Origin of the sequence: Rubritalea spongiae (assembly GCF_042652385.1) — a bacterium.
GTDB classification, from domain to species: Bacteria; Verrucomicrobiota; Verrucomicrobiia; order Verrucomicrobiales; family Akkermansiaceae; genus Rubritalea; species Rubritalea spongiae.
In genome coordinates this window covers 2,655,247-2,679,296 of sequence record NZ_JBHSJM010000001.1, presented here as the reverse complement: position 1 = coordinate 2,679,296, position 24,050 = coordinate 2,655,247, and the positions used below count along the sequence as shown (strand labels likewise).

Annotated in this window: 21 protein-coding genes; 10 read left to right on the top strand and 11 right to left on the bottom strand. The window is 47.6% G+C overall.

Going from position 1 to position 24,050, the window contains the following annotated elements:
- Window positions 1–2: 2 nt before the first annotated feature.
- Both ACFPK9_RS11890 and cyoE read right to left on the bottom strand, forming a co-directional pair.
- Complete coding sequence (locus tag ACFPK9_RS11890) at window positions 3–908, bottom strand: hypothetical protein (protein WP_377095121.1); 906 nt, start codon at window positions 906–908, stop codon at window positions 3–5.
- An 18-nt stretch (window positions 909–926) separates the two neighbouring features.
- Window positions 927–1,856: a heme o synthase gene (gene cyoE, locus ACFPK9_RS11885; RefSeq protein WP_377095120.1), complete on the bottom strand. Its 930-nt coding sequence runs from the start codon at window positions 1,854–1,856 to the stop codon at window positions 927–929.
- A 217-nt stretch (window positions 1,857–2,073) separates the two neighbouring features.
- On the opposite strand from cyoE, the gene nrdR reads away from it, so the two are divergent.
- The 3 genes from nrdR to ACFPK9_RS11870 all read left to right on the top strand — a co-directional run bounded on the left by nrdR (window position 2,074) and on the right by ACFPK9_RS11870 (window position 4,350).
- Window positions 2,074–2,565, top strand: coding sequence for a transcriptional regulator NrdR (nrdR, locus tag ACFPK9_RS11880; RefSeq protein ID WP_377095119.1), 492 nt, complete (start codon window positions 2,074–2,076; stop codon window positions 2,563–2,565).
- A 12-nt stretch (window positions 2,566–2,577) separates the two neighbouring features.
- Window positions 2,578–3,150, top strand: a complete 573-nt coding sequence (locus ACFPK9_RS11875) for a hypothetical protein (protein ID WP_377095118.1) — start codon at window positions 2,578–2,580, stop codon at window positions 3,148–3,150.
- Window positions 3,151–3,240: 90 nt separating this feature from the next.
- Window positions 3,241–4,350, top strand: coding sequence for a hypothetical protein (locus ACFPK9_RS11870; protein ID WP_377095117.1), 1,110 nt, complete (start codon window positions 3,241–3,243; stop codon window positions 4,348–4,350).
- Window positions 4,351–4,415: 65 nt separating this feature from the next.
- Here the strand turns inward: ACFPK9_RS11870 and rpiB are convergent, their stop codons facing one another.
- The 6 genes from rpiB to ACFPK9_RS11840 form a co-directional block, all read right to left on the bottom strand.
- Window positions 4,416–6,089 carry a ribose 5-phosphate isomerase B gene (gene rpiB / locus ACFPK9_RS11865; protein ID WP_377095116.1) on the bottom strand — a complete coding sequence of 558 codons (1,674 nt, stop codon included), beginning with the start codon at window positions 6,087–6,089 and terminating at the stop codon, window positions 4,416–4,418.
- 162 nt (window positions 6,090–6,251) lie between these two features.
- Entirely contained in the window at window positions 6,252–7,109 is an 858-nt protein-coding gene (locus tag ACFPK9_RS11860) for an EF-hand domain-containing protein (protein ID WP_377095115.1), read from the bottom strand.
- A 206-nt stretch (window positions 7,110–7,315) separates the two neighbouring features.
- Window positions 7,316–9,301, bottom strand: coding sequence for a transketolase (gene tkt / locus ACFPK9_RS11855; RefSeq protein WP_377095114.1), 1,986 nt, complete (start codon window positions 9,299–9,301; stop codon window positions 7,316–7,318).
- 159 nt (window positions 9,302–9,460) lie between these two features.
- Window positions 9,461–9,919 (bottom strand): hypothetical protein, encoded by a 459-nt coding sequence (locus ACFPK9_RS11850; protein ID WP_377095113.1) that lies wholly within the window; start codon window positions 9,917–9,919, stop codon window positions 9,461–9,463.
- Window positions 9,920–10,037: 118 nt separating this feature from the next.
- Window positions 10,038–10,835 (bottom strand): hypothetical protein, encoded by a 798-nt coding sequence (locus ACFPK9_RS11845; RefSeq protein WP_377095112.1) that lies wholly within the window; start codon window positions 10,833–10,835, stop codon window positions 10,038–10,040.
- Between the two features lie 38 nt (window positions 10,836–10,873).
- Complete coding sequence (locus ACFPK9_RS11840) at window positions 10,874–11,650, bottom strand: hypothetical protein (protein WP_377095111.1); 777 nt, start codon at window positions 11,648–11,650, stop codon at window positions 10,874–10,876.
- Window positions 11,651–11,802: 152 nt separating this feature from the next.
- Between ACFPK9_RS11840 and ACFPK9_RS11835 the strand changes: the two genes are divergently transcribed.
- The 6 genes from ACFPK9_RS11835 to ACFPK9_RS11810 all read left to right on the top strand — a co-directional run bounded on the left by ACFPK9_RS11835 (window position 11,803) and on the right by ACFPK9_RS11810 (window position 20,679).
- Complete coding sequence (locus ACFPK9_RS11835) at window positions 11,803–13,653, top strand: ABC transporter ATP-binding protein (RefSeq protein WP_377095110.1); 1,851 nt, start codon at window positions 11,803–11,805, stop codon at window positions 13,651–13,653.
- Between the two features lie 42 nt (window positions 13,654–13,695).
- Window positions 13,696–14,970: a serine--tRNA ligase gene (gene serS, locus ACFPK9_RS11830; protein WP_377095109.1), complete on the top strand. Its 1,275-nt coding sequence runs from the start codon at window positions 13,696–13,698 to the stop codon at window positions 14,968–14,970.
- Window positions 14,971–15,106: 136 nt separating this feature from the next.
- Entirely contained in the window at window positions 15,107–15,820 is a 714-nt protein-coding gene (locus ACFPK9_RS11825; protein WP_377095108.1) for a hypothetical protein, read from the top strand.
- Window positions 15,821–15,836: 16 nt separating this feature from the next.
- Window positions 15,837–16,583: a hypothetical protein gene (locus tag ACFPK9_RS11820; protein ID WP_377095107.1), complete on the top strand. Its 747-nt coding sequence runs from the start codon at window positions 15,837–15,839 to the stop codon at window positions 16,581–16,583.
- Between the two features lie 348 nt (window positions 16,584–16,931).
- Entirely contained in the window at window positions 16,932–17,798 is an 867-nt protein-coding gene (locus tag ACFPK9_RS11815) for a sigma-70 family RNA polymerase sigma factor (RefSeq protein ID WP_377095106.1), read from the top strand.
- Window positions 17,799–17,922: 124 nt separating this feature from the next.
- The gene (locus ACFPK9_RS11810; RefSeq protein ID WP_377095105.1) at window positions 17,923–20,679 is read left to right on the top strand and encodes an SNF2-related protein; all 2,757 of its coding nucleotides are present in this window, start codon (window positions 17,923–17,925) and stop codon (window positions 20,677–20,679) included.
- A 20-nt stretch (window positions 20,680–20,699) separates the two neighbouring features.
- On the opposite strand, the gene ACFPK9_RS11805 is transcribed toward ACFPK9_RS11810, so the two are convergent.
- The 3 genes from ACFPK9_RS11805 to ACFPK9_RS11795 are packed head-to-tail and all read right to left on the bottom strand — an operon-like array spanning window position 20,700 to window position 23,147.
- The gene (locus tag ACFPK9_RS11805) at window positions 20,700–21,638 is read right to left on the bottom strand and encodes a PulJ/GspJ family protein (protein WP_377095104.1); all 939 of its coding nucleotides are present in this window, start codon (window positions 21,636–21,638) and stop codon (window positions 20,700–20,702) included.
- 6 nt (window positions 21,639–21,644) lie between these two features.
- The gene (locus tag ACFPK9_RS11800) at window positions 21,645–22,442 is read right to left on the bottom strand and encodes a type IV pilus modification PilV family protein (protein WP_377095103.1); all 798 of its coding nucleotides are present in this window, start codon (window positions 22,440–22,442) and stop codon (window positions 21,645–21,647) included.
- A 6-nt stretch (window positions 22,443–22,448) separates the two neighbouring features.
- Window positions 22,449–23,147 (bottom strand): Tfp pilus assembly protein FimT/FimU, encoded by a 699-nt coding sequence (locus tag ACFPK9_RS11795; RefSeq protein WP_377095101.1) that lies wholly within the window; start codon window positions 23,145–23,147, stop codon window positions 22,449–22,451.
- 198 nt (window positions 23,148–23,345) lie between these two features.
- Here ACFPK9_RS11795 and ACFPK9_RS11790 point away from each other — a divergent pair, with 198 nt between their 5' ends.
- The gene (locus tag ACFPK9_RS11790) at window positions 23,346–23,924 is read left to right on the top strand and encodes a type II secretion system protein (RefSeq protein WP_377095099.1); all 579 of its coding nucleotides are present in this window, start codon (window positions 23,346–23,348) and stop codon (window positions 23,922–23,924) included.
- The last annotated feature ends 126 nt before the right edge of the window (window positions 23,925–24,050 follow it).

Genomic DNA, 24,050 nt, shown 5'->3' with positions numbered 1-24,050 from the left:
TATTACCCATTTTTGCGCGCGCGCAAGCGGACACCCATAATTACAATAAATCCAACAATCGACGCAGCGACGATGATCGCGTTGATGTAGTTAGGATCCTTATCCGTCTCAGTTTCCTCAAAGGTATAATCAATCACCTTGTACATGCGCTTCGTCCACAACTCATCCATATTAAGATAGAGTTCTGCAGCCGCCTTTGCCGCAGGATCATTCAGCAGCTCGGGATTATCAGCGAGTTCCTTCTTTGTTAGCTCAGTCTTATAACGAGCGAAATCAAAATCAAACTGTTGATGCTCACCACGCACGCGACGGCTCTGATCCACCACTCGGAGCTGAGCCGCAATATCATGCTTGCCATACTTTTCAGCGTCCTCACCACTGCGCTCCTTGATGTGCGCCATTTTCAAGTGATCCTTAAGGAATCCAATGACAGCCTTCTCTTCCGCCGCCATGAACCACCATTGATCGATGTCCGCATTCACTGTCTTTGCCATTTCGGCCAATTCTTCATAGCCATGCTCATTCGGATCAGCCACAGAAATACACACGAGATGAAAGTCGTCCCTATCCTTATAGTGCTCCGCCAAGTCCTGCATTTTCGCCAGCTGAATCTTATTTTCCTCTGGATGATTCGGCACCACGGGAGCCACAACCCACACCTTGCCCTCGAGATCATCTAAGCCTCGACTCTCCCCATCTTGGCATACACCGGCAAAGTTTTTCGTCAGACGGGAAATGCGCGGGGAGCGACCAGCGATGACTTCCTCCTGATCGCGCTTTTGCTGTTCCATATATTTATACCAAATAATCACTCCCCCAGCGATCATCAGTCCGATCAAAATAAGTACAGTGCGGCGAATCGCTTTAGGATCACGCTCCGCAGGTTCGAGTTGAGAAACAGGTGTCATTGTTTAAAATTAAAATGCTTAGTTCCAGCTCAGCGTTAAAAGAGTCAAAGCTAGAGGAAGATACAAAAGAGTGAAAAAGAACAGCTTGCGCGACGATTTGCGATCACCAATTCTACCGAAGTCCACCGAAAGTTTACACATATAAGCGCCAGCAAGAAAACCGCCTATACCCCACGGCCAAGTCGCCATTTCCACGCCCGGCAAACAGGCAATAGGTGCTAACAGAGCCAGCACGAAACTATAAATAAGTGCGAGCTTTGCCGTCTTCTTCCCGCTCACATCACCATTCGACCACATCTTGTAACCCGCATCCTCGTATTGCTCGCGGCAAAACCAATTGATCGCCACAAAGTGTGGCAATTGCCAAAAGAAAAGAATCGCAAAAAGGTACCATGACTCCCACGCGTACCACGTTCCACCGGCTGCCGCCCAACCAATCATCGGAGGCGTCGCGCCTGGAATCGCTCCAACCAAAGTATTCGCCGAGTGTTGGCGCTTCATCGGAGTGTAGGCAAAAACGTAAATCGCGATCGTCGCCGCCGCAATGTACGCCGACTCCACATTCACCGTATTGCCAAGGTGAATCACTCCAAATGCCGAAAGCACCCAACCGATAATAAATGCAGTCGTCACACTCATCCGCTCCGATGGCAACGGACGATTCTTTGTGCGCCCCATTTGCTTATCCTGCTCAATCTCCATCAACTGATTAAACGCCGCAGCGCCAAACGCCGAGGCTGCAGTCCCCAGCAAAGTGTGGAAAAGCTTCCAGTAATCCAGCATCCCAAAACTAAATCCACCAGCGATCGATTTAGAAGCGAGCAAAAAGCCGAAGAGTGTAGTAATTAAGACAAAAACATTCAAGCGCACTTTTGTTAACACCATCAAATCCTGACGCATGGAAACTGTTTCAGATTTCTCAATCAATTTTGTCGGCTGATCGCTCATTGCGCGGGCACTATGCACCTCCGCTAACTTTTGCCAAGACTGATTATTTTACAAATAACGGCACTTTTTTGTGAATAAGGTGTGGACAGACTCCTTCCTTTTAAAACTTTTATTTTAGGTCAGTTAACTATGAGAAAAGCATGATTTTTTTCGTCATTTTTGACATAGACAAGCACTGATTCGTGCTCCATAGCCGATGGCAATCATTCTTTTCACTATGCGCTGTATTCAATGTGGTTCACTCGAAGACAAAGTCATCGACTCTCGTATGTCGAAGGACGGGACGACTACGCGTCGTCGTCGCCAGTGCCTGCATTGTCACTACCGCTACACGACCTACGAACAGATCGAGCGCACAGAACTGCGCGTGGTAAAACGCGATGGGACGCGCCAGACTCTCAACCGCGAGAAACTCCTCAGAGGGCTCGTGAAGGCCTGCGAAAAGCGTCCCGTGTCAATGGACAGGCTCGACCGAGCAGTCGAAGAAATCCTCGCCGAGCTGCACAAAGACCACCTCTCAGAATGTCCATCAGACATCATTGGAGTAAAAGTCATGGACAAGCTCCACGACATCGACCCTGTGGCCTATGTCCGTTACGTCTCTGTTTACCGACAATTCGAAGATGTTGGTGAATTTATCAGAGAAATCCAAAAACTTGAGCACCGCTCGCATAGCAATGCTCTACAACGCCCCCTCTTTAAAGACTAAATCACCTCCATTATGATCTGTATCGTAGGCAACCTACCCGTTCTCCAAGTCGGACGCTACCAAGTCACTGGCTACTCTACTCACTGGATCCGCAAGGCCATTGAGCAAGCCGCCGTGCGCGCCCATCAAAACGATTTTGCCTTCACCGATGATATCTATGAAGGCGTCATTCACTACTTGGAAAATAAATGTAGCTTGCGCGTACTGAAGATCGAAGATCTATACAAACGTATTTCCCACATGCTCAGCCGCATCGGCTACGGGCAAATTGCTCAAGCGATCATCCCAATGGCGCCACCTGTCACGATCTCACTCGAACGCGCAGCTCGCAATGCAGGTGACGGCTTCGAACTCGCCTTCTTCAAAGAACTTCAAGACGAACTCTTCGAACTCAAACAAACAGGAGCCACTGACGTCTACTTCAGTCACGTCGAAGAATGCGTCTGTATTCTCAAGCAAGCTAAGCATTGGAACGAGGAATGCAAAGAACTCGAAGCTGACATCATCGACTGGCTTGCAAAAGTAGGCACCCGCCCCAAACGCCAAGGCTACCGCATTCGCGCTAGCTTACAGCAGCTTGCATGATTTTTTGCCTCGCCAGAATTCTCCGCGATAGCTAGTTTGGACCACTGCCAACCACCTACTGGCAGTAACAATATCCAACGATCCCAAACCATGCTCAAACACGCACTTATGCCAAGCGTGCTCGTGGCGCTATGCTCCCTCACGCCTGCCACTCACGCCGAAACTCTCAGTAAAGCTGACCGCGAAGCTCTTGCCGAGCAACTTGATTACATGATCAATAAAGGGAAGGAAGCGATGACGCAGCGTCAATCGGCCGCCTACCAAGCCTATCGTTCAGCCATGAACTCTGATAGCGATGCTCTCGACTTTTATTTAAAGTGTTACGAAAAGCTCAATTTCACCGACAAAGGCAAAAGCTATAGTGACTTCCGCAACTGGAAATCTAATGAAAAAAACAAAGAGCGTCATTCTGAATCAGGTTTTCGCTGCGCCCTGCGCCACCAACTCAACTGGCTCACACTCACCATTGAGGCCGCACAACTCCAACAAAAAGAAAAACCCGTCTCAGAGCTCGCACCCAAGGTCAAAGCAGCAATCGATAACATCTATGCCGACGCAGAAACTCTAGACGGATTCGAAGACATGCTTAAACAAAATGTAAAAGGCACTGTCTTCGCTAAGGTCTACGGCTTTGGCACCTACACTATCAAGGACTGGCCAAACACACCTCTAAATATTTCGGACGTTTACGAAAAAATCATCTTCCCTTCCTATCGCGAAAATAAACAAGCCGATAAGCTTCGTTCTGCATGGAAACAACGCATCATGTACGAAGAGCTCATGCTCGAACATTGGTCACAAGAACGAGATACCAAGCGTATTGGCATGAAAAAGGACATGCAATCTCCTGAATATCTTAAATTTATCGAAACTGAAAAACCTAACCTTGAATGGGAGATGGAACTCGATGTCTTCGAAGCTGGTGACGAACTCGGTGCTGCCCAGCGAATGCTCGCTCACATCAAGGCAAATGTCGGTCACAACAATATCCTCAAGTGGGTTAAGCAACTTCACGAACTCGTTGCTCCAGAAGGTGAAGAACTCATCATTTCTGAAACCAACGAAGCATCAAGCTCAACTGAGCCCCCTTCCAACAATCAGCCAACTCCTACCACGTCTGAAACACCTGCTGCTTCCGACACAACCAGCCAGCAGCAACCAAAGGCCGAGCTTACTCAGCCAGTAACACCCACTCAGTAAACAATTTAAAAAACGCCCTTAGCCGATCACTCAGCTAAGGGCGTTCAAATAATAGCTCCTGTCAATTAACGAGGAAGTGGGAACGCGCGATTGAAGGCGTATACCTCATTGCGGATTTCCTCGAGCTTCGCTTCGTTCTCACGGTTCTCGATCGCGGCATGAATGAAGTCAGCTACTTTCACAGCGTCATCTTCTTTCATTCCACGCGTGGTAACCGCTGGAGTACCGATACGAATACCGGATGGCTTGAACGGACCTGCTGTATCGAATGGAATAGAGTTCTTGTTCACTGTGATCCCAGCCTCATCGAGAGCAGTCGATGCGATAGAACCATCGATACCGTTTGGACGAAGATCGACCAACATCAAGTGGTTATCTGTGCCACCAGAAACGATGCGGTAACCGAGCTCGCTAAGACGTCCAGCCATTGCCTGTGCATTTTTTACTACCTGCGCAGAGTATGCTTTAAATTCGGGCTGAAGTGCCTCACCAAAGCAAATCGCTTTAGCAGCAATCACGTGCATCAAAGGACCACCCTGGATACCTGGGAAAACGGTTGAATCGATCTTCTTCGCGTGCTCTTCCTTACAAAGGATCACACCACCACGTGGTCCACGGAGGGACTTATGTGTAGTAGAAGTCACAAAGTCAGCATGCGGGACCGGGTTGTTATGAACGCCAGCTGCAACCAGACCTGCGATGTGAGCCATGTCAACAAAGAGGTAAGCTCCCACTTTCTTGGCAATCTGTCCCATGCGTTCAAAATCAATCTCACGAGGGTAAGCAGATGCACCAGTGGTGATCAACGCAGGCTTAAGCTCTTCCGCTACTTTTTCAAGTGCGTCGTAATCGATGCGCTCATCTTCTTCACTCACTCCGTAGTGAGTCACTTCATAAAACTTACCTGAGAAGTTTGCCTTGTGGCCGTGTGTAAGGTGACCACCGTGAGCGAGATCCATGGTAAGAATCTTATCACCCGGCTTAAGCACGGAGAAATACACCGCGGTGTTCGCTTGTGAACCAGAGTGCGGCTGCACATTTGCGTGATCCGCTCCGAAAAGTTCCTTGAGACGATCGATAGCAATCTGCTCGACAACATCCACGTTCTCACAACCTCCATACCAACGGCGACCAGGATAACCTTCTGCGTACTTGTTCGTAAGCAAACCACCTTGCGCTTCCTGCACTGCACGTGAAGTGAAGTTTTCGGATGCAATGAGTTCAATGTTGTTGCGCTGACGAAGTCCTTCCTCGTGAATAGCAGCAAAAATGTCTGGATCGCTTACTGCAATCGCTGAACCTGAAGCTTTTGTAAGGCGAGCTTCGTGGCGACCACCCTCAAATTCAGTTTCGAGCAGTGCATTAACCATTTCGAGGGCTGTAGCTTCATCCACATGCTTCTGACCGAGACACAGAATATTCATATTGTTGTGCTCGCGTGCTAGTTTCGCATCTTCGACAGTCTGCACATTTACAGCGCGCACACCGATGAAACGATTCGCAGCCATGCTCACACCAACACCTGATGTGCAGCAAAGCACACCGCAGTCAAACTGCTCTTGGCTCACTTCGATCGCAACTTCATTAGCGAAATCTGCGTAATCTACTGAATCTTTTGAATTAGTACCATAATCAGCTACTTCGTGGCCGAGGGCGGTAAGGTGACGCACAATGGCGTCTTTAAGTTCTACTCCGCCGTGGTCGGCGCCGATAGCAATGCGGTATCTGGAATCGCTCATAACTATATGTGATTTGTGGAATTGGAAATTGGCTCACACGGACTTTCCTTATGTTCAGATAAAACGCAACCGTCAAATGTGTGCGCGTGTGCTTTTTCTACTATTTCCAATAGTCCAGTGCATAAAAAAGGAGCCCGCGTCACGAACTCCTAAATTTCAATTTTATTCACCAGATTCTGGTCTTGGCCCATCAGGTCTCCGTGGTGGTCGTGGTTCACCATCCCTTGGAGGACCATCATGACGACCTCTCGAACCTCTACCCCTGTCATCATCTTTACGCATCTGCCCAATCATCATGTGCAACAAGCGATAAGGATCCTCTTCCAACATGGCATCAAACGCTGCCGCTCTTTCCTCGCCTTTAAGATCGCCATCACCGTCAGCATCAAAACGATCTAACATTTTACGTTTCTCAGCCTTATATGCCTCTCTGTGCTCATCTTCAGATAACTTTCCGTCACCATCTTTGTCGTACTTCTGAACTAAGCCATCACGCATTTTTTGAGCCTTTTCTCCAAAGCTTCTCTTAGCATTCTGCATCTCCTGCTCACTAAGCTCGCCATCTCCATCAGCATCAAATTCACTCGTAAACTTATCTTTCGCCTTCTGAAAGTATTTATTGGTCTCAGCCTTACGCTTCTCGTATGCCATCCTAGCTTTCGCGCTTTCGTCCTCAGAGAGTTTTCCATCTCCGTCCGCATCGTATTTTTCTAATAGATGTTTGCGCCTCTTCTCCCCGCGATCACCCCATTTAGATAACAAACTCTTTTTAGCTTCCTGCTTTTCCTCTTCTGAAAGCTCGCCATCACCATCTTTATCAAAACGTTCAAGCATCCGCTTGTAGCGCTCTTCATCCCTAGGCTCACGGGGAGGGGGAGGTCCCTTTCTATCCCCTTTCTTAGGTGGCCTATTCCCCTTCATTTGCTCACGCGCCACTTTATACTCAGCTTCCGACAATTCTCCGTCACCATCGGCATCAAAGCGCTCGATAAAGTGACCGTCACCACGTGGTGGCTTCATGTCACTGGGCTCTTGACTAAAACCCGTAGCTACCCCTAACAGGCTTAATATAAATATGGTTCGAGGAGTCTTCATCACTTATTTGAAACGCATTCTAAGCGCTTCTCACATAGAGTAAAACCCACAAACGAGAAAAAGTTGCAGATAAAAAAATTGGCCCACCCTTCTATAAGAGCGAGCCAATGAAAAAATTGGAAATACCTAGATTAACCAAGAAGCTCTTTCGCCGCAGCCACTACGTGACCAGCAGTCATACCTAGCTCCTGCATCACCACATCGCCTGGAGCAGAGATACCGAAACGGTCGATTCCAAGAACTTTGCCTTCACAGCCAGTGTACTTGTACCAGAGACCAGAAACGCCTGCTTCAATTGCGATACGCTGCTTACACTCACATGGAAGCACGCTCTTCTTGTATTCCTCGCTCTGACGCTCAAAGCGTTCCATACATGGCATAGAAACAACGCGAACACCGTCACCGAGCTCTTTAGCAGCCTCAACAATGTGGCCGACTTCAGAACCAGAAGCCATGAGGATAAGTTTGAGTTCACCAGTTTCCTGCTTGAGCACATAACCACCCTTGAGAGCACCTTCACGACGCACTTCGACAGGAACATCACTGTTGTGAGGAATTCCCTGACGTGTGAAAATGAGAGCTGTAGGACCGTCTACCCGAGCAAGTGCTCCTGCGTACGCTGCAGCTACTTCTTCAGGATCACCTGGACGCACAACGTCGAGGTTAGGAATCACGCGGAGACCAGAAACTGTTTCAACTGGTTGGTGCGTAGGACCGTCTTCTCCGACACCCACGGAATCGTGTGTGAAGATGTAAGTCACAGGAAGTTTCGCAAGTGATGCGATACGAATTGATGGACGAAGGTAATCAGCAAAGACACAGAAAGTAGCGCCCGATGCGTGGAAAAGGCCGTCATAGGCAATACCATTCATGATGCCACCCATTGCGTGCTCACGGATGCCGAACCAGATGTTACGTCCAGTTGCATCCTTTGCTGAGAAGTCTCCGCCATCTTTGATGTAGTTCTTAGTAGAACCGAAGAGGTCAGCAGATCCTGTAAGAAGCTGCGGCACTTCTTTAGCAATAGTATTGATCACATCGCCACCAGTGGCTCGTGTCGCGCCTTTGTAATCTGCGTCGAATGCAGGAATGCGGTCGAGCAAGTCAGATGGAATTGCCTTAGCCACACCATTGTTAAGCTCTTCAGCAAGCTCTGGGTTAGCCGCAGCCCATGCGTCATAAGTTTTCTGCCATTCAGCCATCGCTGCAGCGGACTCTTCAGCTTTTGCAGCAAAGAATGCACGCACTTCGTCAGAAACGAAGAATGTCTCTTCAGGAAGACCGAGGCCTGCTCGCGCTTCCGCTGCGAAACCAGCGCCACCTTCACCGTGCGCTTTTTGAGTACCTGCAACCTGTGGGATACCACGACCTATTTCAGTCTTAGCAATGATTACAGATGGCTGACCGTTAGAATTAGCCTTAGCTGCATCAACAGCATTCTTCACCGCTGTAAAATCATGACCATCGATAGTAACTGCATTCCAGTTTTGAGACTTGAAAAATGCTTCAGCATCTCGGCCCTGAGAAACCTCAGCCATCGCATCAAGCGTCACATCATTGCTATCATAAATGAGAACTAGGTTATCGAGACCATTGTGCCCAGCGAATTCGATTGCTTCACGTGCGATACCTTCTTGGAGACAACCGTCGCCAGCAAGAGCAACGATGTTGTGGTTGAAAATAGTATGCTCAGCAGTGTTGTAACGCGCTGCTGCACGCTTTCCTGAGAGAGCGTAACCGACAGCATTCGCAACACCTTGACCCAGTGGACCAGTAGTTGCTTCTACACCTGGTGTTTCGTCAAACTCTGGGTGACCTGGAGTGATGCTGTGAAGTTGACGGAAGTTTTTCACTTCCTCTAATGACACCGCGTATCCACTGAGATGAAGCCACGTGTAGATGAACATTGAGCCGTGACCAGCAGAAAGGATAAAGCGGTCTCTGTTGAGCCACTTAGGTGCTGCTGGATTGTAATTCAAACTATCACCAAAAAGTACTGCACCGATTTCTGCACAGCCAAGAGGGAGACCCAAATGACCAGAGGAACACGCGTGAACTGCATCAATTGCTAATCCGCGTGCTTCTGCTGCTGCGGACTTTAAAATTTGTTCATTCATAGACGGAGGCGACCATTCACTAAGTCAGCGCAGCAGACAAGCAACAATTTTGTCAATGAGATGCGCAAATCAGCTATTTTAAAGCACCTTCAATACATCTGACGCATTTCAAAAAACACTACGACGCATTCATCAAATAGATGAAAAATCTTCGCCATCCTAACGCGATAAATCCTCTTGATAGAGCACTTTGAACCCTGATCGATTCAGCACATCAATACCGAAGGAATAATCCTCCAAATGCAAAGCAACCAAACTTTGGCGATCTGGGTGCGCCATCAAGGAGTAGGCAAAATCCACATTTGTTTCAGCAGCCATGAGCGCTTCCAAACATGCTCCGAGACCAATCCCAGACTCGCGCAAGGCAATCACCACCATATTACACGTAGTGTACGCGATCCCCTTTTCAGCAAACAGACAACATACTGTATCAGGGTCAGTAACTAACATGCGCACGATCGTTGCGTCCTTCGCATCTTGAATACTAATTCCAATAATCTCAACCTTAGCGCTACGAACCAAACGCACCAACGAGCCCAACGCCCCCGCTCTATTTTGAAGCATCACTGAGAATTGCATTACTGGCTCACCGCCTTGTTTAACGAGTACATCTTCCATAGGTTTGTTCATCAGACATTACACCCAAGCTGATAGACAGCCAAGTCCTCAAATTCTCAAAAAAAAACGCGCCACCCAGTAAAGGATGACGCGTTAAAATTTAACCTATCTAATGCTCTTATCGAACATTTGGTTTCGCTAAGATCACTCGATCTCCTGCACGAATACGTGCCCCATCTGCCAAACTGTCGTAATCAATATCGGCAATGACACGATTCGCTTCTACAGCACTAATGTTAAGGCGAGCCAGCGGACGCGCACCACGTACCACCATCAATCTCGAATCAGACTCAATCTTGGCTTGAGGATGAGGAGAAATTACTACAAATCCCCAATCCGAATTCACAGCAGTTACCAGAGAGGAAATACTATTTTGTGCCAAACTTGCACCGCGCACTGCCTCTTTATCTACGATCTCTTGGATCTTATTCTGAGCTGTGTCACGCTTCGCTTGCGCCTCTTCAGCAGCAATCAATAGCTCCTCGTATTCACGATTCAGTGTCTTACGACTATCGTTGAGCTCTTGAATATAGGCCGGCAGACTGCTGACATCAACATCACCAAGTTTGTCTTTCGCTCCAGCTATCACTTTCTCCATTTCAGCAATTTCTTTCTGCTTAGCAGCAATCGATGACTCAAGGGTCGCGAGCTCTTTGGCCACGTTTCTCTGCTCAGCAGAGCGTGCATCAAGTTGAGCTTGCGTTGCAGCCACAGCGCCTTCAGCACTTGCTTTCTTACTCTGCTCATCCTTGTAATTTCCAAGCAGTCGATCAATTTGATTCTCCAAACGGATGTTGTCTTTATCCAAACTATTGGTTTTATCGACGAGCTCTTGTTGTGTCGAAATTCCAGTCCAAGCGTAAATTCCATATGCAGCAATACCAGCGACAGCTACAGCGTATAAAGGTGTTTTCATAATGCGATTCGGTTATTCGGTTCGTTTCTTATTTTCCCTTATTGAGCAGATCTCTCTGCCACTACTCGGTCACCAGATCTCAACGCTATATTTACGCCAGATTCTCCTGGGATGATATCTGCTGCAGAACGATTCTGCTCCACAGTTGTCACCTTCAATTTAGCCACCACTTCACCATTGCGAAGCACATCCAAGATAGAACCAGGAGTGACTCCTTGAGCATTTCCACTGTTAAGTGTCACAAAGCCCCATGAACCATACACTCCACGAACAGTAGTACTTAGACTTGGAGCTGATTTCCCAGTTGAACGAAACTCAACAATCTTGCTCTTTTCAGCTAAAACAGACTCAGCTTGTTCTGCGCTTTGCGTTACACTTTCAAGGTTCGCTTTCTCAGACTCTATGTCAGCTTTCAGCTGTGCTATCTTGTTCTGTGTAGACTCGACCTGTTCAATCAGATCTTCTGAATCAGAGATTTGCTCGCGCAATTCATTTGCAGCTGCAACCTTTACATCTATAGATTCAAGCTCGGTTTTTTTGTCACTCACTTGTGACTTAAGTTCATCAATCTCCCCTTGTAGGGCCACAAGCTCCTCACCTGCTTTTTGATTCTCGTTTTCGAGGGTGACGATCTCCTCTTGTTCAGCCTTGATCTTGGCTTTCACATCTTTTTGCTCAGCTTCATTGCTCTTCATGCGAGCCTCTTCGCTTGTGAGCGCTTCCTTTTGATCAGCTAGCTTTGAGCTATTTTTAAAGCCAATCCAAACGGAAAGTACCAAGACGACTGCCGTCAGTATTCCAAAGATTTTTTCCATAGGTGTTTTTATGTGCGATTTTGTGTAGGTAGGATTTTGTGTAAGTTATGGGACACTAGGTGGCAATACCGCCACTCGACAACTCTAAAATTCACTGATTTTTCGCTTCGCTTTACTTTTTTGTAATCTCCGGCCACATTCCCATCTCCTTGATGAACACCATTCGCCGCATCTTTTCTTACTACGGACGCTACCCGAAACTGGCATTTGCTCAGCTTCTCTGCGCCATTCTCATGACTGCCATGCTTCCGATTTTCTCGGAAATGTCTGGGCGTGTTTACACCGACGTGATCGCCAATTACGCCGATAAAAATACTACGCCAAAAATCACAACCACTGCAGAAAACACCCCAAATAGCTCCGAAAATGAACCCAATTCAGCTCAGACCCACATTCATTCAGAGGAGTACAAGACCGAAAGTAAACAAAAGGTCTTAGTGTACACATTGGTCGCTCTCGCCTCATTTTTCGCACGCGATTTCTTCAACTGTTTGCGCATTCTCATCAACAACGTCTTCGAACAAAAAGCCATCTTCGATCTCCGTTCCGAACTCTATTCCAAACTCCAGCGGCTCCCCCTCAAATGGTTCGACTCACGCCGCACTGGCGACATCATGACGCGTGTCGCCGAAGATGTCCCTTCTATGGAGCGCCTTCTTATTGATGGTGTAGAGCAAGGTCTCATTGCGATCCTACAAATTATAGGCATCAGCGCCTTCCTCATCTGGAAAGACCCGATTCTTGGAGTCACAGCTCTAGCTCCCATTCCTTTTTTGCTCATAGGCGCGACTCTTTATTCCAGAAATGCACGCGATCGTCACCGCGAGGTGAAACGTTACACTGGCGAAATGAACGCCCTGCTCTCCGACAACATCGCTGGGGTGAACCAAATCAAGTCCTACGCTGCTGAAGCTGACGAACTAGTCCGCTTTAACAAACTCTCAAACAAAGTACGTACAGCCACCCTTCGCGTCATGCGCTACTGGGCGATCTATTCACCGAGCATGAGCTTTGCGAACTCCGTTGGTTACACCCTCGTCCTAGGCGTTGGCGGCTGGAGAATTATCTCAGACCCAAGTATCGGCACAGAAATTTACCTCTACTTCTTCACCATCATGTGGGCGCTCTACGAACCGATCACCAAACTCCACGGCTTGAATCAAATGGCACTCGCCTCCAAAGCTGCTGGCGAACGCGTCTTTGAAATCCTCGATACTGAAGACGAACTCCACGCCGATGAAGGCGCTCTACTTCCAAAGCCCATTCATGGAGAAGTAGCCTTCAATGACGTCTCATTCAGCTACGATGACATCCCTACCCTACACAATATTTCATTCACCGCTGCTCCAGGACAGACCATTGCCCTAGTTGGCTCCACTGGCGCTGGGAAATCCACTTTAGTCAATCTAATCACCCGCTTCTACGAATACGATAGCGGCTCTATCACAATCGATGGTCATGAACTAAACACGCTCAACAAACCCGAACTCCGCTCAAACATAGCTTATGTCACACAAGACTCCTTCCTATTTAATGGATCTGTTAGAGAAAACTTGCAATTAGGTAAACGTGACGCCACCGATGAAGAACTCTGGCGCGCGCTCGACGCCGCCAACGCCACGCCATTCATCAAAGAATTGCCAAACCTACTAGACACCAACGTAGGAGAACGTGGCGTCAAACTATCAGGCGGAGAGAAACAACGCCTCTCTATTGCACGCGCATTACTTAAAGATCAACCCATCCTCATCCTTGATGAAGCCACTGCGAGTGTTGATAGTAAAACCGAAAAACTCATTCAGTCAGCCCTCGATAACTTGCTGAATACCCGCACGGCTTTCGTCATAGCCCATCGATTATCTACAATACAAAATGCAGACATCATTCACGTTCTCGATCACGGCCGCATCATCGAATCCGGCACTCACGATGAACTTTGTGCTCTCGGAGGAAAATATGCAGCACTTTCGAGGCAGTCATTTTTAAATTCAGACGCCCAGTAGCATACGATTGACCGATCAGCAATCAGCATGTAAACGAGCTGCATGCTCGACATCCGAGAAATACGCGACAACGCAGAAGAAGTTAAAGCTCGCCTCGCTACACGTGGCGGCGATGCTCAAGATCTCATCAACGAAGTCCTCGCATGCGACGAACGCCGTCGTGCTGTAGAGACTGAAAAACAACAACTTCAGTCTGAGCGCAAATCCTCGTCCAAAGAAATTGGAGCCTTAATGGGTCAAGGAAAACACGAGGAAGCGGAAGCCGCCAAAGAAGCGGTCAAAGTCATTGGTGAAAAAATCAAAGTTCTCGATGCAGAAGCCGACACAGTCACAGAGCGTCAAAATCACCTTTTGATGAGTATCCCGAATCTGCCACACGCAAATTGCCCAGTTGGCAAGGATGAGGCAGACAACCCAGAAATTCGCACTTGGGGAGAAAAGCCAAACATCGCCGAACCGCTCGATCATGTAGCTCTCGCCGAAAAACATAACCTCATCGACTTCGATGCCGCTGCCAAAATTTCTGGCTCCGGCTTCGCCGTCTATCGCGGCTCCGGTGCGAAACTCGAACGTGCACTAATCAATTTCCTACTCGACCTCCAGACCGAAGAACACGGCTACACCGAAGTCAACGTCCCACACATCATCCGCCGCTATTGCATGGAAGGCACAGGACAATTGCCAAAGTTTGAAGACGATATGTACGGACTCGAAGACGGAGCAATGTTCCTCGCCCCTACTGCCGAGGTCCCAGTCACTAACCTCGTCCGCGAAACTCTCCTTCAGGAAAGTGAGCTGCCTATCAAGATGACTGCCCACACTCCCTGCTTTCGCCGAGAAGCAGGATCCGCTGGGCGCGACAATCGTGGTATCATCCGCATGCACCAATTCGATAAAATCGAACTCGTACAAGCCGTCCACCCAGACAAGTCAGCCGAGGTTCTAGAAGAACTCACTGCGCATGCAGAAGCAGCCCTTCAGAAACTTGGCCTCCACTATCGTACCATCGAGCTTTGCACTGGAGATATCGGCTTCTCAGCCACCAAGACATACGACATCGAAGTCTGGTCACCTGGCCAAGATAAATTCCTTGAAGTATCAAGCTGCTCTAACTTCGGTGACTATCAAGCCCGCCGCCTCCGTCTCCGTTATAAAGACGCCGACGGAAAAAACCATTTCTGTCACACCCTCAATGGTTCAGGCACCGCCCTTCCACGCCTCTACGTTGCAGTAATCGAGCAGTACCAAAACGCAGACGGCTCCATCACCATCCCCCCTGCACTTGTACCCTACTTCGGCAAAAGTGAAATCAAGTAACTAACAAATTCTAGCAACTCCTTGTTAAAGCCGCAGCGGATCACCGTTGCGGCTTTTTTTCTTTTGTCTAACTGAAAATTTCACGCTGGCTTCATCAAGCTTTCACAAAACATCTCTACCTTCTTGGCAATAAGAGATGATAGCCAGCACACCAGCCATTCAAGCATTACGAGAAGTGATCCCCAGCCTCTGCAGAGGAGATCATTCCCTTCTTAGTAAATGGCTCACCGACAAGCCTCGCAGCTTACTCTGCATCACCATCCCATGCATTATTCTCGGATGCAGCAGTTACGGGTTTTCAATGGGATACTGGCATGGCTGGAAAATGGCCGCCTTTGTTGCTCTCAAACTTCCCATTTTGATCTTTTGCACCCTTGCTGTCAACGGGCTCATCAACGGCCTGTTAGCTCAGGTTTTAAATAGTGGCATCAGTATGCGCCAAAGTATGCAGTTCCTACTCACAGGCTTTGCAGCTATGGCGGTCATTCTCGGCTCCTTAAGCCCCATCACCCTCGGACTCGCGATACAAGCTCCCGCTCCTCACCAAGATTCCGCATCAGATTACCACGCAGCTACGCTTCTCACCCATACAACGATCATTGCATACGCCGGCATCGTCGCACATCTCAGCTTGCTGGGATTCCTCAAGCACTTCTGTCCCACGCCACAAGCTGCAACAATGACCTTTCTCGCCTGGATTTCTGGCAACCTCTTTGTAGGAGCTCAGCTCTCCTGGGTACTTCGGCCATTCTTTGGCAGTCCAAATCTGCAAGTTGCATTCCTCAGAGAGGATCCATTCCGTGGCACATTCTACGAAACTGTCTGGCACAGCATTCTCCACTTTTTCTAACCAACACCACTAATACATGATGAAAAACAATAACGAAAACCCACCTCCAGTCCCAGAAACCTTAGCCGATGTGCTTGCTTCAGCAGAAAGCGAGACTCAGAAAACCGAAAATGTGAAGATCATCACTGAACCTCTAAACTTTTCCCTACTGCTCAATGCATTGCTAAAACGCCCACTCGACCTCCTCGCTACTATTGAAGAAAATAAATCACTCCCATGGAAGCCGCTCGCAACTCTCAGTATTCTCTGCCTTGCCATTTTCGGAATCGTAGTCGGAGCATTCAGTGGAGGGACACAATTTTGGGCCGCGCCCATGAAAATCATACTCGGTTTGAGCTTTGGCGCACTCATTTGCCTCCCTAGCCTCTACATCTTTAGTTGCCTATCTGGCATCAAAGCAAGTTTCCAAACCGTACTCGGCTTTCTTGTCTGCGCGATCTCACTTCTCAGCCTCCTCTTAGTCGGTTTCGCTCCCGTAGTCTGGCTCTTCTCCACTTCAAGCGACTCAATCGCCTTCTTTGGAATGCTCTGCCTAATCCTCTGGCTCGTCTGCCTCAGCTTCGGTTTTAAACTCATCAATAAAGCCGCACTTCACCTCGGCATGAAATCTAGCAATCACCTCAAAGTGTGGATGATCGTCTTCACTCTCGTCACCCTCCAGCTCCCCACTACACTCCGCCCTATCATCGGAGCATCAAACAGCCTCTTCCACTTCGAAGATAAAAAGTTCTTCCTCCATCACTGGCTAGAACAAATCGTTTAACAAAAAACCGAGTCAAACTGACACGGTCCTCACTCTTTTCATGTGTGTGAAGCAGTTGTGCCGAAACACCTCGGTGCAGCTGCACCTCTCACTCCATTGATATTCAATAAGTAGAACACTTAATATACGACCGTTTTACAAAAAATGCAAAAAACTGAGAACAAAATCAGCACTTCGTCTCTCTTACCCATAGAAGCAGAAATTCAAATGGCAATTTGATTTTTTTAAACAAAAAACCACTGATGCTCCGCTTCTATCAATGAACTAGCGAATCATAGCAACGAGTCGACAACTAATCTTATTCTCCGACTGCTGCATGACTTGCAACCAATAGAAAATAATAAGGCCATGAAAGGAAACGACAGCGAGAATTCACTCAAGATTTACCTCAGGGAAATCTCTAAAACTGACCTCCTCACCCCAGAGCAAGAGGTCGAACTTGCTGAAAAAATCAAATTAGGGGACAAAAAGGCACGCACTCATATGATCAAGGCGAACCTCCGTCTCGTCGTGAAGATTGCGCAAGACTACTCTAATTACGGCCTCCCACTTTCCGATCTCATCTCTGAGGGAAATATCGGCCTAATGAAAGCAGTCGAACGCTTTGACCCTGAAAAAGGCGGCAAGCTCAGTACCTATGCTTCCTGGTGGATCAAGCAGTCCATAAAGCGCGCTCTTGCCAACCAGAGCAAGACCATTCGCCTGCCTGTCCACATGGTCGACAAAATTTCAAAAATGCGCCGCATTTCTAATATGCTCGCTGAAGAATACGGCCGCGAACCGACCGATAGCGAACTTTCCGAAGTGCTCGGCATTCCACGTAAAAAGCTCGCGATGCTCAAGCAAGCCTCCCAGCGTCCAGCTTCACTCGATGCTCCTGTCCACGAAGGGGAGACTAGCGAATACGGAGAATTAATTGGTGACGAGCACGCCGTTGACCCAGCTCTCGCACTTGAAGGTAAGAATATGCACGGTCAATTAGACGACCTACTCGATATTCTAGACGAGCGTGAGCAGCGCATCATCGATGCTCGTTTCGGTCTCGATGGTCAAAAACCAAAAACTTTAGAAGAAGTCGGTCTGGAATTTGGTGTCACTCGAGAAAGAATTCGCCAATTACAAAATGTTGCGCTTGCCAAGATGCGTAAAAGTTTGCGAAAAAAGGACCAGCCAATACCAAAGTTGTCGCAAGACGACTTAGTAGAAGCTATATAATATAACAATCCAAAGCGATTGGGATCGTAGGTGTGAGAGCGGCAGATGCGAATCTGCCGCTCTTTTACGTCCAATATCCACCTTCAGATTGCTATTTAACTAAGTTCCCTTAAATATTTTAGGCATGAGTTCGCCATTGTCTCTTGAATCCATTTCAAATTTTTTAGCTTCAGAACAATGGCTTCTATTATTCAGCTCATCAAACCTCCAAACTGGTCAAAAAATCGCCCGTTCGCGAAAAATCTACCAAGTCTCCGCTGAGACTTTAGAAACCGGCGATGTTGAAATCGTGAGCTACGTGCAAACAGCAGATGGCCACCAACACGAATGCATCATTGCTCTTTGGCTGGAAAATGAATCCATCCAGATCGACGCATCTTGCTCCTGCGCCGTGCAAGCCAACTGCGAACACAATGCCGCCACCCTGTATTATTTAACAAAGGGAGAACGCCTCGCCATAGCATTTGGTCAAACACCCCACATGGAAGCAGTGGAACAAGGAAAACGCCTCTCCACGCCTCAAGCTGCCCCCTCCTCAGAAAAGAGAGATACAGATGCGAACAATAAAGACTGCTCGGCTCCCACCTTTCTTCTACGTGTCGAACGCAAGAGCAAATCTACAAGTTCCACCTCAAATTCTGTTGCAGAACAAGACATCTACGCCAGCGCCTACGCAGTCTATAGCGAACACAAAGTCCCCCTAGAACCTTCCGGCCTACTAATTCCCATTGTCACTCCGGATGGAAAAATTACGCGTCATCGAGAAACCGAAATGACAGCTCTGCAAACTCTATACGCCCTAGATCTCCTCCCCAAAGATCCGCAAAAATCACCGAAACAAAAAAAATGGGATAGCACACCAAAGTGGATGCGCGAAGATGCCCCAGCAGGAAACCAAGGGAAAATATGGCTACCTGACAACAAACAATGGCCACACCCTGATTTTTATTGGCAACGCTTCAGACACGAAGCCACACCCGCTCTCGAATCTAGATCTTGGGAAGTACAATATTCGGTTCATGTGGGACTCAAACCACTCATTTTCCGAGCGGAAACTTGGAAAGCCGAAATGGTCGAAGAAGCAAAAGGCTGGTTTAATCTCTCCGCTGGATTCGAAATCGATGGTGAACATTTTGAAATACAACCCATCCTCGCAGCACTATTGGCAAACAATTTCCTCGAAGTCACTGAAGGTTTACCCAAAGGCCAAGAATTCATGATCTTCCTCCCTGACGGCCGTGGCCTAGCACTTCCAGTCGGTCGATTCCGCCACATCCTCAAAACCCTCGGTGAGCTGTTAGAATTTAAATTTACCGAAGGCCCGATTAAAATCAGCACGCTCGACGCCGCCTTGCTGGCCGATGACCAAGACATCCCCCTCGATGTTCCTGAAAACATTCAGAAAATTTCAGAACAAATCCAACACCCCCAGTCCATCGAAGCCGTCTCAGTCCCATCAGACCTCCATGCCACTCTTCGCGAGTACCAACTACACGGGTTTTACTGGATGCAATTTCTCACTAGAAATCACTTTGGAGGCATTCTCGCCGATGACATGGGCTTAGGAAAAACCCTACAAACGCTCACGCACATTCTAGCCGAGAAAGAAAGCAATCGCTCTAACAACCAGCCCACACTCGTGCTCGCGCCCACCTCAGTTGTCGTCAACTGGCAGCGTGAAGCTGCGAAGTTTGCTCCCACACTCAAAGTCCTCATTCTGCAAGGAGCTAAACGCCATTTTGACTTTCCCCACATCGCGAGCTATGACATCGTCCTCACCTCCTACGCCTTGATTCATCGGGATCTCGAGCACCACCTCACCCAGCATTATCACCTCATCGCCCTCGATGAAGCTCAACACATCAAAAATCCAGGCGCTCAAGTTTCGTCAGCTATTCGCCAGCTCAAGTCAACCCATAGACTTTGCCTTTCAGGTACTCCAATTGAAAACAATCTAGGAGAACTCTGGAGCCTATTTGCCTTTCTCATGCCGGGCTTACTCGGTGAACGCTCTGCATTTAATGAAAACTACCGCTCCCCTATCGAGAAACAGAATGATCAATCTAAACGTGATTCCCTCAATCGAAAAGTCGGCCCCTTGATTCTACGACGCACCAAACACGATGTTGCAAAAGAACTCCCACCAAAAACCGAAATCCTTCACACAATCTCCCTCAGCACAGCACAAAAAGACCTCTACGAAACAGTACGAGCTGCAATGGATAAACAAGTGAGACAGGCGATTGTTGCACGCGGAGGTGAAGCTCAAATCGTATTCTTAGACGCCTTACTCAAGCTCAGGCAAATTTGCTGTCACCCATCGCTACTCAATTTTGAGAGTGATCAGATGCAAGCTAGAGCCGAAGCCGAATCGGCAAAAATGCTCTACCTCATTGAAATGCTCGAAACTTTGCGCGAAGAAGGTCACCGTGTCCTGATCTTTTCACAATTCACATCAATGCTCGAAATCATCGAGAATCACCTTAACGCACAAGATATCTCATACCTCATCCTCACAGGAGCTACCAAGGACCGCCAAAGCCTTGTAGAACGCTTCCAAGGGGGCGAAGGTGAAGTCTTTCTCATCTCACTGAAAGCTGGAGGCACTGGCCTCACTCTCACTGGCGCCGACACCGTCATTCACTACGACCCATGGTGGAACCCAGCCGCAGAAAACCAAGCCACAGATCGCGCCTATCGCATTGGCCAAGACAAGGCGGTCATGGTCCACAAACTCATTTGCGAGGGCACTGTCGAAGAACGCATCCAGCAAATGCAGGCCAAGAAAAACACCCTCGCCGACAACATCCTCGACGGCGCTACCCAAAGCCTCGACCTCAACGAAAAAACGCTCAGCTATTTGCTGAGCGTTCCAGAGTAAATTCTATTTAACGTCCTCTTCTATGGACGGGGAAGAATCACCGATTTAGTAAAGTAGTGACTATTCGATTTCACAAACTCATTGAACTTGTCTGAAGTAAAGCTCTGGTGTTTTAGGGTATTCATTGCAGAATCTGAAAGCACGAGAACCCCTAGTTCAACAGATACCAAACGTGATACATTAGTCACAGTATTTCCATTAGAGTCCTTTATTTCATTGGGACTCACTGTCACCTCTGAACCAGTAATACTTATCTCGTTAAAACCTCCTTGATCGGACATCACTGGAACTCTGACTGTTTCAAGCTGAGATGTCGTCGTGTTCAGCACCTCAAACACATAGGTCACAGTAATGTTATAGACATTCTCAGCCAAGAAATTCTCGGCATTCGTTACGACAGACTCAGTCGGAGCAGAATTCTCAAGACCTTCCGCATCATCATCATCGTCACCATCTTTGAGCGCTAAATGATTCTCAAAGGTTTCATCAGGATTTACCAAGTGTCGATAAAGTGAATACACTTTAAAATCACCATCAAATTGATCCTTGTATATCAAACGATAAAACACAGTCGAAATATCGCCACCTTCATCCTTAGTGCTATTAGGTCCAAGATCTCCATCATAGCGGTCTGTTGCAGCCGTGAAAAATGCCATATCGAGAGGGTTTTCTATCTCAGCCGAACTAGGTCCTAACTCCACGTTTGCATCCATTTTAGTATACAGCCATTGGTAATCATTCCCGGTTCGCAGCACCATACCTTCGAAATCTTTGGCCATCACCTCTAGACTCTCTTTTGCCAATCGCGAAGCTCTAGCTCGGTCACTGCTCTCTTTCCAAGCATCCATTGACATCCGCGTCATCCCGATGAGTGCTGCAATAATTACGGTCGTTATCGCGACAGCTGTCAACAGCTCTAGCAAGGTAAAACCTTTACGTGTTCTTAATGATATCTTCATAATAACTTATCTTCTCACAGCAATATTGTGCACAGCCACTGGGCTACCTAATTCATCAAAATCCCAGCCTCCACCGGTCACGTAGCCTGCTAGATTGTTTGGCATTTGGAAAAACTCGACCTGGACCGTAATATAAGCCTCATTATAGTCAGAACTATCACCAACCTCAGTTTCTGTACCATCTTCGTTAATGAACTTGATCTTTCCTGCATCCCCAACTTGTAAAACTAATTCTGTTCTATCACCGTCGTCATCTATGTCATCTTTATCAGCCTGTAGCAACAGCTGAGTCATACGCGCTACATAAACATTCCCAGACACAACACCTGGAACTAGCTCTTTTTCAATAAGTCCATATGGGTCAAATGAAACTCTTCGAGCTGTGGTTTGTGTGATATAATCTTTCCCTGGGAGCAAATTTTCGTCCTGTGCATCACTAGCTTCAATAGCTTGTAGCGTCCCGTCTTGGTTCGACTCATCTGGTAAAGCTTGATACTGATAAATAAGAATCGCATCTCCAGCTCCATTAGAATTTTGGATCCACTGGAATGCCTTCTCGAATGCGGAGGCGTTTCCGTCAGCATCTTGATATTCATTTTCTTCTCCTAGACGCAAAACTGCCATTTCATTTTCTAATGTAGACACCAAACGGTTCGCGTCAGAGACTCCTATAGCCCGATTAATATTCTGCTGCGCTGGTCCAAACACAGCCATAAATGTCGTCAGCAAAATGGCCACGATCCCAATGGCGATCACCACTTCCACTAACGAAAAGCCCTTGCTTACATGCTTCGTAATTTTCATATCTTCCTAAAAAGTTGGGTTTCCAGTGAGTGAAGGAATTTGATCCACTGAGCGATAAACCGAGGTATTCCCACGCTTCCAAATAGCAAAGCCTCCAGCATCTCGACTATTTGAATTCAATTCCTTCGGTTTTGTAGCATTTGGCGGCATGCTACCTGACTGGATCACGACCGATCCAGCAGGACCATTTCCCGAAGTAGTCGTATCGACTAAATAACCTTCGGCATTAAATTCAAAGTAATAGCACTGCACTGCTGAACTCTCGCCCGGGATCTTATACGATTCCTCATTGATCGGAGAACTTAGATTCTCATTAAAAAAAGTTTTCCCAGGCAAAGTCTTCCCTCTCGAACTAAGACGATCTTTAAAGACTGCCGTACTCCCATTATAAAGAGGAGCCCCATCGGCATCGACATCTTGCTCCACGATACCTAAATAACGAAAGTTTTTCTCGTGATTATCTTTGCCAGCTCCAGAAGGGATCACGACACGTGTGTGCAAGCCTCGACTTTTTGCTATAGCCCGCGCTTCGTTAAAGACGCCTTCAGCTATTGGCACTGCGGTACTCACTCCTTGAGCGGTAGTCGCATTTCGCATCACAGACGCCCCTAGCCCTATCAAGACTGAGATAATGACGAGGACTACCAGCATTTCCACTAGAGTGAACCCTCGTATAATTTGCTTCTTATCTATTTGGATTTTCATGTAGTTCGGCACACGCTAGTCGTTTCGCATGGAGGTGGGAATCACTTTTTTCAAAAACATCTTCCCCCTCTGCCTCTAACCTGTATTTACAAAGTAAAACACATAACTCTATGGGGTCAAGCGAACTCTCTCAAGCTCAAGATTCTCTAAAAAAGTTTGGACGCCTGAAAAAGCACTCACTAGGGTGCACATCGCATTATGAAAACCATCACACCCTACACGCGTACTATTCGTCCCGGCTTCTCACTTATCGAGATCCTTATCGTCGTCGCCATCATCACAGGCCTAGCTGCAATCGCATTTCCTGTTGCGAACAAAGTTATTAAAAGCGGCAATCTTGAAAAAAATCGTGAAATGACAGTCGCTCTTGAAAGAGCCATTGACCGGTTCTACGGAGAATACGGCTACTACCCTGTTGAAGTTTCCGATGACGATACTCTCGATACCAGCGAAATCGAACAGCTCCTATCTGAACTCGAAGGGACACAAGACAACCTCGAATACAACATCAAAGGCATAAACTTCCTTGAAGGGTTCGCCGAAGGCAAAAACAACAGAGGTGGCCTTCTTCGAACCTCGAGCGGAGACATCGATGGCTTAAAAAACACTTTTGGTCAAAATTTTGAAATCATCATCGATGGAGACTTTGATAAGACCATCGAACCTCCAGCCCTAGGCCTCGAAGACGAAGGAGAAGATATAGTTGGAAAAAGAGTCCTCATTTGGAGCCAAGGTGAAGACAATGCAACAGAAGACATCATCACCAACTGGCGATAACACCATTTGAGTAGTCAAATTGGTGTAGTGGAACTGAAGGTCAGAGATGCTAAAAAGGCTCGGGAAAGGAGGCTAGCAGGTAGGCTAACTAACCTGTAAAGCCGACAGCATCAATGAGAGCCCTAA